Annotated in this window: 12 protein-coding genes; 3 read left to right on the forward strand and 9 right to left on the reverse strand. The window is 62.0% G+C overall.

Features of this window, described 5'->3' with window-relative positions:
- Window positions 1-6: 6 nt before the first annotated feature.
- Window positions 7-1,161, reverse strand: a complete 1,155-nt coding sequence (locus AB8A50_RS01505) for a glycosyltransferase family 4 protein (protein WP_439076522.1) — start codon at window positions 1,159-1,161, stop codon at window positions 7-9.
- A gap of 255 nt (window positions 1,162-1,416) precedes the next feature.
- Between AB8A50_RS01505 and AB8A50_RS01510 the strand changes: the two genes are divergently transcribed.
- Complete coding sequence (locus tag AB8A50_RS01510; protein WP_439076523.1) at window positions 1,417-2,574, forward strand: AGE family epimerase/isomerase; 1,158 nt, start codon at window positions 1,417-1,419, stop codon at window positions 2,572-2,574.
- Window positions 2,575-2,587: 13 nt separating this feature from the next.
- On the opposite strand, the gene AB8A50_RS01515 is transcribed toward AB8A50_RS01510, so the two are convergent.
- Both AB8A50_RS01515 and AB8A50_RS01520 read right to left on the reverse strand, forming a co-directional pair.
- Window positions 2,588-3,040: a GtrA family protein gene (locus AB8A50_RS01515; protein ID WP_089268162.1), complete on the reverse strand. Its 453-nt coding sequence runs from the start codon at window positions 3,038-3,040 to the stop codon at window positions 2,588-2,590.
- 91 nt (window positions 3,041-3,131) lie between these two features.
- Window positions 3,132-4,361, reverse strand: a complete 1,230-nt coding sequence (locus AB8A50_RS01520; protein ID WP_439076524.1) for a phenylacetate--CoA ligase family protein — start codon at window positions 4,359-4,361, stop codon at window positions 3,132-3,134.
- 76 nt (window positions 4,362-4,437) lie between these two features.
- On the opposite strand from AB8A50_RS01520, the gene AB8A50_RS01525 reads away from it, so the two are divergent.
- Window positions 4,438-5,061, forward strand: a complete 624-nt coding sequence (locus AB8A50_RS01525) for a VTT domain-containing protein (RefSeq protein ID WP_439076525.1) — start codon at window positions 4,438-4,440, stop codon at window positions 5,059-5,061.
- On the opposite strand, the gene AB8A50_RS01530 is transcribed toward AB8A50_RS01525, so the two are convergent.
- The 4 genes from AB8A50_RS01530 to AB8A50_RS01545 form a co-directional block, all read right to left on the reverse strand.
- Window positions 5,058-5,900, reverse strand: a complete 843-nt coding sequence (locus AB8A50_RS01530) for an ABC transporter ATP-binding protein (RefSeq protein WP_439076526.1) — start codon at window positions 5,898-5,900, stop codon at window positions 5,058-5,060. The two genes, AB8A50_RS01525 and AB8A50_RS01530, sit on opposite strands and share 4 nt — an antisense overlap.
- Before the next feature lie 165 nt (window positions 5,901-6,065).
- Window positions 6,066-7,346 carry an ABC transporter substrate-binding protein gene (locus AB8A50_RS01535; protein ID WP_231077464.1) on the reverse strand — a complete coding sequence of 427 codons (1,281 nt, stop codon included), beginning with the start codon at window positions 7,344-7,346 and terminating at the stop codon, window positions 6,066-6,068.
- A gap of 55 nt (window positions 7,347-7,401) precedes the next feature.
- On the reverse strand, window positions 7,402-8,475 hold the full coding sequence (locus tag AB8A50_RS01540; protein WP_231077463.1) for a branched-chain amino acid ABC transporter permease: 1,074 nt from the start codon (window positions 8,473-8,475) through the stop codon (window positions 7,402-7,404).
- Between the two features lie 5 nt (window positions 8,476-8,480).
- Window positions 8,481-9,374, reverse strand: coding sequence for a branched-chain amino acid ABC transporter permease (locus tag AB8A50_RS01545; protein WP_089268124.1), 894 nt, complete (start codon window positions 9,372-9,374; stop codon window positions 8,481-8,483).
- A gap of 77 nt (window positions 9,375-9,451) precedes the next feature.
- Here AB8A50_RS01545 and AB8A50_RS01550 point away from each other — a divergent pair, with 77 nt between their 5' ends.
- Window positions 9,452-9,859 (forward strand): endonuclease domain-containing protein, encoded by a 408-nt coding sequence (locus AB8A50_RS01550; RefSeq protein ID WP_439076527.1) that lies wholly within the window; start codon window positions 9,452-9,454, stop codon window positions 9,857-9,859.
- A 110-nt stretch (window positions 9,860-9,969) separates the two neighbouring features.
- Here AB8A50_RS01550 and AB8A50_RS01555 read toward each other — a convergent pair whose 3' ends face one another.
- A complete protein-coding gene (locus tag AB8A50_RS01555; RefSeq protein WP_439076528.1) occupies window positions 9,970-11,901 on the reverse strand; it encodes a long-chain fatty acid--CoA ligase in 1,932 nt (643 codons plus the stop codon).
- Window positions 11,898-12,719, reverse strand: a complete 822-nt coding sequence (locus tag AB8A50_RS01560) for an ABC transporter ATP-binding protein (protein WP_093760123.1) — start codon at window positions 12,717-12,719, stop codon at window positions 11,898-11,900. The genes AB8A50_RS01555 and AB8A50_RS01560 overlap by 4 nt, the downstream gene beginning before the upstream one ends.
- Window positions 12,720-12,903 lie beyond the last annotated feature (184 nt).

The following is a 12,903-nucleotide window of genomic DNA, read 5'->3' on the forward strand; positions in this document are numbered from 1 at the left end:
GATACGCTAGGTGTTCACGAGCGTCGTATAGGCGTCTTTGATCCGGGCGGCACTGCGATGCCAGTCAAAGTGAGCTGCGCGCGCGCGCAACGCCGTGGAACCATCCAAAGTTGCTTCGGGCGACCCGGCCAGGGCGCGGAATGCGGCAGTCCAGGCGTCGATGTCGAGCGCTTCCACCTTGATGGCCAGTCCATCGGAAATTTCGTCCATGGACGTTCCCGAGCTGTGAACAACTCTGGTTCCGCAGGCCATGGCTTCCACCACCGGCATGCCGAAGCCCTCGTAGATCGATGGGAACATCAGTGCGAGTGCGCCTTCGTACAGGGTCCTGAGCTCGGCGTTGGACACCGCTCCCAGAAATCGGAGACTTCCCTCTGATCGAAGTGCCTCGGTTTCCGGAGGAAGCTCCAGCGCCCCCCATCCACCGCCACCGACGATCAGCAGGGGCGCTGCGGCGCGCTCCGTCTTTGAAACGCGGCCGAAAGCCTGGATCAGAGTGCGCAAATTCTTGCGCGGCTCAAGTGTGCCGACGGCGAGGAAATAATCCCCGGCGATTCCCATTTGCGCCAGCTCCGACTGCACGATCTCAGGACCGAGCGGTCGAAAGATATCGCTTGCGGCGGGGGGAGCGACGATGATCTTGTCCTTCGGATAGCCGAAGACGCTGGTGATTTCGTCCCGGCTGAATTCCGAGATCGTCTGCACGAGTGGCGCATGCTCGAGAAACCGAGGCAGCCGGTCCAGACGCCGCAAGCGCTCCTGTGGATGCGTATGCGGATACCGAACGAAGGAGAGATCGTAGATGACGGGAAGCGTGACGACGCCGGGATCTGCGAATGGAAGAAAATTGAAGGCGTGGAAGAGATCGAATGACTGTCGCTTCACGGTTCGCACGAATTGCGCGCGATAGATTGCCGGCGCCAGCTTCGATTGACGAAGTTTCTCGACGGCAAGATTTCGCAACCGGCCGATGCCTTTGGCGGTAGGCTTGCTTGCGCGCGCGGCTTCTTTCGAAGCGCTGAGGCGGTCCAGTTCACCGGCGTCGAGCGAGAGCCATGACGTGAGGCCGAATCCCGAAAAGTGCAGGCGTGGCTCATCTTTCAACAACGCTTGAATCAAATGAAACGAATAATTGCCGATCCCGGTCATCGGACCGGCCATGACCCTCATTTCAATTCCGACCTTGATCGTCCGCTCCAATACCACGTTGGTTAGATGTCCTTTGAGCGCGCAAGCTCATGAAGAGAGAGAACGGGATTCGGGTGGTTGCCGATGGACGCAAATGCCGTGCGCCCCGCCTTGGACAGCTACAACGGTTTGGTTCGTTCGGGCAAGTATGGGAACATCCGCCAAGCAAAAGCCTCATGAAGGTGATAGGAGTACCTTCGGTGGCAGTCTACAATCGCAAGGGTTGAAATGAACGAGCATGCAGGCATGACGGATCCGAACGCCAACACTGGCAATATTGTCGGCGTACTCAAATCCCGGATGGTCGCTGATGCACTGCCGCTCTGGTCGTCGGAAGGGTGGGATTCCCAGGCCGGCGGCTTTATCGAAAAGCTCGATGCTGCTGGTAAGGCTGACGCGGACGCCCCCCGTCGCGTTCGCGTTCAGGCCCGCCAGATCTATTGTTTCGCCAAGGCTGCGCAGCTCGGCTGGTATCCTGACGGCGCCGAGATCGCGCGCAAAGGTCTCGATTACATGCTCGCGAAAGCGAAGTCGCCGGATGGCAAGCCGGGCTTCGTGCATATTCTCGCGCCCGATGGTTCGGTGCTGAACCCGCTGCGTGATACCTATGACCACGCTTTCGTCCTGCTGGCACTGGCGACGGTCTATCAGTTGGATCGCGATGCAAAGGTGCGCGCCGAGATCGACGAATTGATGCACTTCATCGATACGCAGTTGCGCTCGCCAGACGGCGGTTACCTCGAAGGCGTGCCGGCTTCGATGCCGCGTCGGCAGAATCCGCAGATGCATCTGCTGGAGGCCTTCATCGCGGCTTTTGACGCGACCCATGATCAGGCGTTCCAGGCACGCGCCGGCGATCTGTTCGGTCTGTTCACGTCGAGCCTGTTCGATGCGAAGAAGGGCGTGCTCGGCGAATATTTCGAACAGGACTGGTCGCGGATCGAGCCGGTCAGCGTCGAGCCCGGCCATCAGGCCGAATGGGTCTGGCTGCTCAAGGGCTTCGAACGCATCACCGGCTGCCCGACCGGCAAGCAGCGTGCCGCGTTGCTCGAATCCGCGCTGCGCTATCGCGACGCCACCGGCTGTCTGGTGGACGAAGGCGACGCCCAGGGCAATATCGTCAAGGCAACACGGCGCTGCTGGCCGCAGACCGAGATCATCAAGGCCTTCGTCGCGCAGGCGGAGTCAGGTGTCGAGGGCGCGGCCGACGAGGCACGCGCGGCGCTGGTGCGGCTGGACAAATATTATCTGCAGCATCCCGTCAAAGGCGGCTGGTACGATCAGTTCGACGGTGAGGGACGCTCGCTGGTCGATACGATCCCGGCATCATCCTTCTATCATATTCTATGCGCGGTCGCCGAAGCCGACCGGGTGCTCGGCGCCTGACCGCCTGTGCGATCTAGCGGATGGCTTCGTTCGGATCTGTCGGCTTGGTCCGAAACACCACGAAATGCGACATCGTGAAATTCACGATGAAGCTGACCAAAATGGCCAGAAGCTTGGCGGCATAGACCGGCATGAAGTGCGACAGCACCACCAGCGTGGTGGTGGTCGCGATCACGCCGAGCACGCCCGAGGCGACGAAGCTGAGATAATCCTTCCGTCGCAACACACGGCCGGATTCGGCGCGGAACGTGATCATGGTGTTCATCACGTAGGAACACGATACGGCCACCAGCCAGGCTATGACATTGGCGGGCACCAGCGGCAGCTTCAGCACCTGATAGGCGAGTGTGAAGATGGCCAGATCGATGAGGGTGTTGCCGAGGCCGATCACGCCGAAGCTGATGATCTTCGACACCGTGGGGCGCGACAGCCAGGTCTCGACAATTTGTGGTAAAATCAGTCTCACGGCAGCAGGCATCCTCGATCTGGGCGGCTGCATAGCAGGATCGCCCGGGGAAGTCCGGCTTTTTATGATGCGCCGCGGCAGTCCCGCCCGGTCAGTTCCCGCGCTCGTCCGCAATGATCTTGCCGTCATTAGGCAGCGAGGCCGGCGCCACCAGCTCCACGGCCCCACCGAGCTTGCTGACGGCCCTGAGCGTGGCTGTAACGGCTTCCTGCAGGCCGGGCTTGTCCTTGGCCGCCACTTCGGCTTTCAGCACCATGGCGTCATTCTCGCCGTCTCGGGACACCACCAGCCGTAGCCGGCCGAGTTCCGGGTGCCGCTTGCCGATTTCGGCGACCTGTTCGGGGCGCACGAACATGCCCTTGACCTTGGTGGCCTGGTCGGCGCGGCCCATCCAGCCCCGGATGCGCATATTGCTCCGGCCGCAGGCGCTGGGGCCGGGCAGGGCGGCAGTGAGGTCGCCCAGAGCCAGTCGGATCCACGGGTGGTGCGGATCCAGCGATGTCACCACGATTTCGCCGACATCGCCCTCGGCCACGGGCTCGCTGGTCCCGGGGGTCACGATTTCCAGGATCAGGTCCTCGTTGACGATCAGGCCATCGCGGGCGGTGCTCTCATAGGCGATGAAACCAAGATCAGCTGTGGCGAAGGCCTGATAGGCCTCGACACCGCGCGATGCGATCTCGGCCTGCAGCGAGGGCGGGAAGGCCGCGCCGGACACCATGGCGCGCTTGATGGATGACATGTCGCGCTGGGCGGCTTTCCCGGCATCGAGCAGGATCTTCAGGAAATCCGGCGTGCCGCTATAGGCTGATGGACGATAGGCCTCGATCAATTCCAGCTGCTGCTCGACATTGCCGGGACCGGCGGGGATAACGGCGCAGCCCAGCGCCCGCGCGGCGCCGTCGAAGATGAAGCCGCCGGGGGTCAGGTGATAGCTGAAAGTATTCAGCACCACGTCGCCCGCGCGGAAACCCGCGGCATAGAGCGCCCGCGCGCCGCGCCAGGGATCGGCCTGTTTCGACTCCGGCTCGAAAATGGGCCCCGGCGAGGTGAACAACCGGCCGAACGAACCGGTCGCGCCTGACACGAAACCTCCGAACGGTGGGCTGGCCTTGTGCAGGGCCGGCAGGTCGGATTTGCGCAGCACCGGCAGGTGCGCCAGCGCGGCGCGGCTGACGATCGCAGCGGGATCGATGCCCTTGAGATGCTCCGCATAAGCGGGCGCCTGCATCGCGTGGCGCAGCACATCCGGCAGGCGCGAAAACAGATTGGCCTGGCGCTGCGACGGATCGCAATTTTCGAGTGTGTCGAAGTGGCGCATCTGGGTGTGTCCTGGTGGTTTGGCGTCGTCGCGGTTATTCCGGTAGCCTGTGGCGCCGTGCTAGTGGGAAATCATGTTGTCAGAACGTATCGTCCAATGGCTCGACAGCTTCGGCCAGCTTGATTTTCCTGCTGCCGTCGTGCTGGCCGCATTGGTGGTTGCCTCTTCGTTTTTGCCGGTCCCGCGAACATTCATCGTGTTCGGGGCCGGTGCTGCGTTCGGCTTGCGCTCTCTCGTCGTCATTGTTCCAGTCGCCGCGGCTGCATCCGCTCTGGCCTTCATGCTGGCGCGCTCCATCCTGCGCGGTTGGGTGGAACGGCAGACCGAGAAACGCGCGGCCTGGCGCCTCATTGCCCAGGCCGTCGATGACGAGGGCTGGCGCATCGTCGCACTGATGCGGTTCGGCGGACCATTGCCCAATTCGGTGCAAAATTATCTGTTCGGTTTGACAAATATCGGACTGCTCCCGTTCGCCCTGGTCACTTTCGTGTTCACGCTGCCGCAGATCGTGCTTTACGTGTATCTCGGTGCGTCCGGACGGGCGTTGTTGCTCGATGATGGACCAATGCCGCTCAACCGTGTGCTGATTGCCATGGCCCTGGTCATTGTGCTTGTCATCCTGTTGCTGGTGTCGCGCCGCATTCGCGCGATCCTTGCGTGCAAGACCGGCGTCATGACGGCAGAGGCTGCCAGCAGCTAAAGCCATCGCTTGCGTCGCTTGAAGCTCTTCAGATTCTTGAAGCTCTTGCGCTGGTCGCCGGCGCCGCCGAGATAAAACTCCTTCACGTCCTCGTTGTCGCGGAGTTCGTCAGCGATGCCATCGAGAACCACCTTGCCCTGTTCCATGATGTAGCCGTGGCTTGCCACCGACAGCGCGGCGCGCGCGTTCTGCTCGACCAGCAGAATGGTGACGCCGAGATCGCGGTTGATCTTCTTGATGATCGCGAACACCTCTTTCACCAGCAGCGGCGATAGGCCCATCGACGGCTCGTCCATCAGGATCATCTTCGGCCGCGCCATCAGCGCACGCCCGATCGCCAGCATCTGCTGCTCGCCGCCGGAGAGATAGCCGGCCAAGCCTGTTCTTTCCTTCAGGCGCGGGAAGTAATCGTAGACCATGTCGATATCGGTGGAGACCTCGTTGTCCCTGCGCGTGAAGGCGCCGAGCCGCAGGTTTTCCAGTGACGTCATGTCGGAGACGATGCGGCGGCCCTCCATCACCTGGAAGATGCCGCGGCGGACGATCTTGTCGGGATCGATGCCGTGGATGCGCGTGCCATCGAACAGGATTTCGCCGCGCGTGACTTCGCCGTCTTCGGTTTTCAGAAGGCCGGAGATCGCCTTCAATGTGGTCGACTTGCCGGCACCATTGGCGCCGAGCAGCGCAACGATCGCGCCCTTCGGCACCTCCATGCTCAACCCGCGCAGCACGAGGATGACGTCGTCATAGACGACCTCGATATTGCGGATGTCGAGCAGGGGGGCGGTGGCGGCGGGGGCCACTGCAATCTTCGTCTCGGGTTGAAGTGTAGTTTGCACAGTTGTCACTCCGGTCGCTGTTCTTTTCCCTCCCCCTTGCGGGGAGGGTGGCCGGCCTACTTGGGCCGGTCGGGTGGGGGTGCCACAAGCGCCGTCGCTCGTGGCACCCCCCACCCCTGACCCCTCCCCGCAAGGGGGAGGGGAACATCGGCGTCTTAGTTCAAACTACCACCCGTGCCATTCCGGCTTGCGCGGCAGTTCCACGGTCTTCACCTTCTCGAGCTTGATCGTGCCCTTGGCCATCAGGTCGTTGAGATCGCCATCGGTCGCGCCGGACACCTTCGAGCGATACAGATCGACCTTGGTGGTCGGGCGGTGATCCTTGTCGGTCCAGGTCGAGGGATTGCAGACGCCTTCCATGCCGGCCGGCACCCAATCCTTCTTCTGATAGAAGCCCTTGGCGACGTTCTCGCCGGTGGCGCCGCCGTTCTTCGCGGCCCAGTCCAGCGCTTCCTTCATGTAGAGCGAAGTGCAGACCGCCGCGATGTAGTGCACCGGGCGATAGATCTTGCCCGAAGGATCGGAGATCTTGGAAATCTCCTGCACCGTCTTCATGCCCGGCGCGTTGCCGCCCCAGCTCACCGCCGTGCGCAGCGGGAAGATCACGCCATCGGCAGCATCGCCTGCGGCCTTTGCCGCGTTCTCGTCCATGCCCCACACATTGCTCATGAACTGTACGTCGACGCCGGCTGCCTTGCAGGCCTTCATCACGGAGATATTCGAAGCTGCGGTGTTGCCGAGATAAGCATAGTTCGCGCCGGCGCTCTTCAGGCTGAGGCACTGTGCGCTGTAGTCACCGGGCGCGAGTGCGAAGACCAATGGCGGCAGGACGTCAAAGCCGAGTTCGGCAGCAAGCGCTTCACCCGCGGCCTTCGGCGCGTTGGGGTAGGGATGATTGGCGCCCATATGGACATATTTCGGCTTGCCCGACTTGCCCTTGGACTTCCAGTCCTCCGCTGCCCAGGTCAGTTCGGCGCGCAGCGCGTCCGAATAGGACGGGCCGTAGAAGAAGTTATACGGCGCAGGCTTCGCCTTGCCGCCGGCGCCGGTCGGGTCGGTCAGCGCGGCCGAATAGGAGCCCGAGATATCCGGGATCTTGTCCTGCGCCAGGAAGCCGGTGAGCGCTTCGGTATCTGCCGTGCCCCAGCCCATGATCGCCGCGACCTTGTCGGCGCCCGACCACTTCTTGTACAGCGCTATGGCGCGCGGCACCTGATAGCCATAGTCGTTGCTATCGAGATTGACCTGCTTGCCGCCGATGCCGCCGTTCTTGTTGATCCACGCATACGTGTCGACCACGCCCTGGCCATAGGGCGTGCCGACGTCAGACGTGCCGCCGGAATAATCGGCAAGATGGCCGACGGCGATCTGCGCCTGCGCACTTGCGGATGCGCCCGCGATGAGAAGGGCAATGGATGCGGACGTTAGAAATGTTTTCATCGTCATGAGCATTCTCCCGTTGGATTTTATATTTTGTCGTTTCGTCCAGTCCGTCCCGTTCTCAATGCGAGAACGGGTAGAGTTTCCAGTAGGTCTTGATCTGCCGCCAGCGATGCGCGAGCCCGTCGGGTTCGAACACCAGGAAGGCGATGATGATGAGGCCGATGGCGATCTCGCGCAGAAAGGTCAGGTTGTTGTTGAGCGCCAGCGCCTTGTCGATGACGCCGCCCTTCAGCTCCATGCTGATCCATTCCATCGCTTCCGGCACCAGCACCACGAAGGCCGTGCCCATCAGCGTGCCCATGATCGAGCCGGTACCGCCGATGATGACCATTGCCAGGAACAGGATCGAGCGCTCGATGCCGAAACCCTCGTTGGAGACCACGAGCTGGTTATGCGCGTACAGCGCGCCGGCGATGCCGGCGAAGAACGCCGCGAGGCCGAAGGACAACGTGCGATATTTGGTGAGATTGATGCCCATGATCTCGGCCGAAAGATAGTGATCACGCACAGCCACCAGCGCGCGGCCGTCGCGCGAGCGCATCAGGTTGGTAACCAGCAGATAGCTCGCTACCACATAGGCCAGCACCACATAGAAATACTGCCGGTCGCCGCGCAGCGTATGGTCGAAGATCGAGAACGCTTTGGCCGTCGCCGGCACCGAGCCGCCGCTGAACCAGTCGGCGCGGGAGAAGAAGTCGAGCAGAATGTATTGCGCTGCCAGCGTGGCGATAACGAGGTACAGCCCCTTCAACCGCGCCGCCGGCAGGCCGAAAATGAGTCCCACGATGGCCGTTACCACGCCGGCGATGGGAATCGAGAAAAACACCGGGATCGGATAGTTGTTGGAGATATAGGCCGAGGTGAAAGCGCCGAACAGGAAGAACGCGGCGTGGCCGATGGAGATCTGGCCGGTAAAGCCGACCAGGATATTGAGCCCGAGCGCCGCGATGCCGTAGATGCCGATCATGATCAGCTGGCTGAGCCAGTATTCGCTGAGCAGTTGCGGCGCGAAGCAGATCAGCACCACGCCGAGGATCGCCGCGTTGCGGCTGGTGGTGGTCGGAAAGATGGTGGTGTCGACCGCATAGCTGGTGCGGAAGTCGCCGGCCGGGATGAGGGAGGGACTGGCCATGATGCTTACACCCGCTCGATGTCTTTGGTGCCGAACAGGCCGTAAGGCTTGATCATCAGGATGATGATGAGCACGTAGAACGGCGCGACCTCATAGAGATTGCCCCAGTGCAGATATTCGCTGTCGATGAATTGCGCGAAGTTCTCCAGCAGCCCGATGATGATGCCGCCGACCACCGCGCCGCCGATACTGTCGAGACCGCCGAGGATGACCGCCGGAAACACCTTGATGCCGTAGATCGACAAGCCGGATGACACGCCGTTGACGACGGCTACGACGACGCCGGCGACCGCGGAGACCATGGCCGAGATCGCCCAGGCCATCGCGAATACGGTTTTGACGGAAATGCCCAGCGATTGCGCCACCTGCTGGTTGAACGCGGTGGCGCGCATCGCCAGACCCCATTTCGACACCTTGAAGAACCAAGCCATGCCGATCATCATCGCGACCGATACTACCAGGCTCATCACATAGACGGTCTGGATCTGTAGGCTACCGATCGTCACCGACTGGCTGGTGAAGACACGCGGGAATGGCTGCGGGTTGACGCCATAGATCCATTTCAGTGCCGCCTGGAATACGGCGGACAGCGCGATGGTCACCATGATCACCGAGATGACCGGCTCGCCGACCAGCGGCCGCAGGATCACGACCTGGATCAGGATGCCGAAGGCGAACATGAACACCAGCGTCATCGGCATGCCCAGCCAGAACGGCACCTGGTATTTGGTCAGCAACGTCCAGCACACCCAAGCCCCGATCAGCAGCAATTCGCCCTGCGCGAAGTTTACGACCTGGGTGGCTTTGTAGATCAGCACGAACGACATCGCGACCACGCCATAGAGCGTGCCGACCACGAGGCCATTGACGAGAAGCTGGAGGAGGAACTGCGTGTTCATGCGATGGCCGGAGTGCTAACCTCTCCCCGCTTGCGGGGAGAGGTCGGCGCGCAGCGCCGGGTGAGGGGAGCTTCCACATGCGCAAGGCCAATGCGGTCAGAACCACACGTGCCAGAAGGCTGCGGCGAGGTTCGACCGATGCCGAGAATGCGCTTTGGTATCGCCTTCGCGCACGTTCCTTGGACGGGCACAAGTTTGTGCGACAAGAGCCGATCGGCAACTACATCGTCGATCTGATCTGCCGGGAGCGGTGCCTGATCGTGGAGGTGGATGGTGGGCAACACGCTGACAATGTGCGCGATGTTGCCCGTGACCAGTGGCTGGTCGAGCATCATTACCGGGTGCTCAGATTCTGGAACCATGATGTCTTGGACAGTATCGAGGGTGTTCTCGAAGTCATTGCGACGGCGCTTGCGGAAGCTCCCCCTCACCCGGATCGCAAGAGCGATCCGACCTCTCCCCGCAAGCGGGGAGAGGTTAGCTAGAACCGAGACGCCGCAGTTTCTTAACCTCCCCCCGCTTGCGGGGAGAGGTCGGCAGGCGCGCGTTAGCGCGCGTGCCGAGTGAGGGGGGCTATCGGTAAAGCTCAGGTTCTTCATTCCGCCGCCTCCATGCGCGCGCTATCCCGCGCCATGTCCACCACAACCAATCGCGTGCGGATGCGCTGCGACGTGCCGTCCTGGAAGCGGATGGTGGTGTCGACGGGGATATCCCGCGCGCCGCCATAGATGCCGTCGATGATATCGGCGTATTTCTCGTTGATGACGCTGCGGCGGACTTTTCGGGTGCGGGTCAGCTCGCCGTCGTCGGCGTCGAGCTCCTTGTACAGCAGCAGGAACTTGGCGATCCGCTGCGCGGGCGGCAGCGTGGCATTGACCGTCTCGACTTCCTTGCGGATCATCTCATAGACCTCCGGGCGCGACGACAGGTCCGTATAGGTCGTGAACGAGATGCGGTTCTTCTCGGCCCATTTCGAGATGATCGAGAAGCGGATGCAGATCATCGCCGCAAGCGCGTCGCGGTTATCGCCCAGCACCACGGTCTCGGCGATGTAGGGGGAGAATTTCAGCTTGTTCTCGATATATTGCGGGGAGAAGCGTTCACCGCGCGCGGTCTGCGCCAGATCCTTGATGCGGTCGATGACGACGAGTTGCTTGTTGCCGTTGAAGTAGCCGGCATCGCCGGAATGCATCCAGCCATCGCGCAGGTCGGCAGCGGAGGCCTCGGGCGATTTGTAATAGCCGAGGAACATGTTGGGGTGCCTGACCACGATCTCGCCGACGCCCTGCACATCGGGATCGCGGACTTCGATCTCGATGCCGCTGCCCATCGCGATGCCGGTGGTGTCGGGATCGACGGCATCCGGCGGATGCAGTGTGAAGGCGCCGAGCGTCTCGGTCTGGCCATAGAGCGTGCGCAGCGGCACGCCCATAGCGCGGAAGAATTTGAATGTGTCCGGGCCCAGCGCGGCGCCGCCGGTGGCGGCCGAGCGCAGCCGTGTGAAGCCGAGACGATCACGCAGGGCACGGAACAGCAGCGTATCGGCGACGGCCGAGCGCTTTCCTTGCGCGAGTGCGGATAGCCCGGATTTCATGCCGAGTTCATACAGGCTCTGCTTCAGCGGCGATGAATCCATCACCCGTGCGCGCACGTCCGCTGCGATGCCTTCCCAGACCCGCGGCGCGAACAGCACGAAGGTCGGCGCGATCTCGCGAAAATCGTTCATCATGGTGTCGGCCTGCTCGACGAAGTTGACCTTCATCCGGCTCAGGAGACCTTTGCCGAGTGCGTAGACCTGCTCCATGATCCAGGGCAGCGGCAGTACCGAAACATATTCGTCGTCCGGTCCCTTCGGATCGAACGACAGATACACCGCGCAGTGGCCGAGCACGCGGCCTGCGGCGAGCATCGCGAGCTTCGGGTTCGATGTCGTGCCTGACGTGGTGCAGAGGATCGCGACATCCTCGCCCTGCGTCGCATCGACCAGTTGATCGTAGAGGCCCGGCTCGCGCGCCGCACGGTCGCGGCCCATCTGGGCGAGCCTGTCGGCCTCTAGCAGGCGCGGGTCGTCGTATTTCCGCATGCCGCGCGGGTCGCTATAGACGATGTGCTTCAGCGCGGGCACACGGTCAGAGAGGGTCAGCAGCTTGTCGACCTGCTCTTCGTCTTCGGCGAATACGATCTTCGCCTCGCCATAGTTCAGGAGATAGGCGGCTTCCTCGTCGAGCACGTCGCGATAGAGACCGAGGCTCATCCCGCCGATGGCATGCGCGGCGATCTCGGCAGCGACCCAGTCCGGCCGGTTATCGCCAATAATGCCGATGACATCGCCGCGGGCTATGCCAAGCTCGACCATACCGAGCGTGAAATCCTTCACCCGGGCATGGTAATCGTTCCAGGTGAATTCACGCCACAGGCCGAAATCCTTCTCGCGCAGCGCAATCTCTTGGCCATGTTCTTTGGCGTTGAGGCGCAGCAGCTTCGGATAGGTATCTGCCTGTTTGACGCGTCCGGCATAGTCCATCATGCGGCACTCTCCGCAGCGATAGGCGCGTGGTCGGGATCGACGAGGGCTTCGTCTTCTTCACCGAGATAGGCGCGCTTGACATGCGGATCGGCGAGCACGGCAGCCGGATCGCCCTCGGCGATCTTGCGGCCGAAATCCAGCACCATCACGCGATGGGAAATATCCATCACGACGCCCATGTCGTGTTCGATCATCATCACCGTCATCCCGTATTCTTCGTTGAGATCGACGATATAACGCGCCATGTCCTCCTTCTCCTCGAAGTTCATGCCGGCCATCGGCTCGTCGAGGAGGATGAGGTTGGGCTCCAGCGCCATCGCGCGGGCGAGTTCGACGCGTTTGCGGAGACCATAGGGAAGGGTGCCGGCGGTCGCCTTGCGCACGCTCTGCAGATCGAGGAAGTCGATGATCTCCTCGACCTTGCGGCGATGCTCGAGCTCTTCCTTGCGCGCGCCGGTCAGCCAGTATAGCGAGCCGGTGAGGAAGTTGTTCTTCAGGAGGTGATGGCGCCCGACCATGATGTTGTCGAGCACGCTCATATGATGAAACAGCGCGAGGTTCTGAAAGGTGCGGCCGATGCCGAGGCCGGGACGGGCGTTGGGATTGAGCCCGGTGATATCCTTGCCGTGATAGAACAGCTGGCCTTCGGTTGGGCGATAGCGACCGGAGATGCAGTTGACGATGGAGGTCTTGCCGGCGCCGTTTGGCCCGATGATCGAGAACAGCTCGCCGTCATTGACAGCGAAGCTCACATCGGTGAGCGCGCGAACGCCACCAAAGCGCAGTGACACCCCGCGCACGTCCAGAGCAACCGCCACTCAAATCCTCCCAGATACGGCGCTTGTCGCGCTCTTTATCCACGTTCCTCGGATGGTCCCGAGCCTATATCGCCCGGTTACGCTAAGCCATTCTACTAATGACCTTTCGCGGTGGTCTTCCCTACGTCAAATCGGTATCCTGAAATGTCTCGCGGCGGACAATCTGCCTGCCAATTTGTCGCGC

Source organism: Tardiphaga sp. 841_E9_N1_2 (assembly GCF_051811065.1).
GTDB lineage: Bacteria > Pseudomonadota > Alphaproteobacteria > Rhizobiales > Xanthobacteraceae > Tardiphaga > Tardiphaga robiniae.

Coding starts and splice junctions, on each gene's coding strand:
- AB8A50_RS01505 (WP_439076522.1), bottom strand. CDS start 1,161: ATGGCCGGTCCGATGACCGGGATCGGCAATTATTCGTTTCATTTGATT.
- AB8A50_RS01510 (WP_439076523.1), top strand. CDS start 1,417: ATGAACGAGCATGCAGGCATGACGGATCCGAACGCCAACACTGGCAAT.
- AB8A50_RS01520 (WP_439076524.1), bottom strand. CDS start 4,361: ATGCGCCACTTCGACACACTCGAAAATTGCGATCCGTCGCAGCGCCAG.
- AB8A50_RS01535 (WP_231077464.1), bottom strand. CDS start 7,346: ATGACGATGAAAACATTTCTAACGTCCGCATCCATTGCCCTTCTCATC.
- AB8A50_RS01540 (WP_231077463.1), bottom strand. CDS start 8,475: ATGGCCAGTCCCTCCCTCATCCCGGCCGGCGACTTCCGCACCAGCTAT.
- AB8A50_RS01545 (WP_089268124.1), bottom strand. CDS start 9,374: ATGAACACGCAGTTCCTCCTCCAGCTTCTCGTCAATGGCCTCGTGGTC.
- AB8A50_RS01550 (WP_439076527.1), top strand. CDS start 9,452: ATGCGCAAGGCCAATGCGGTCAGAACCACACGTGCCAGAAGGCTGCGG.
- AB8A50_RS01555 (WP_439076528.1), bottom strand. CDS start 11,901: ATGATGGACTATGCCGGACGCGTCAAACAGGCAGATACCTATCCGAAG.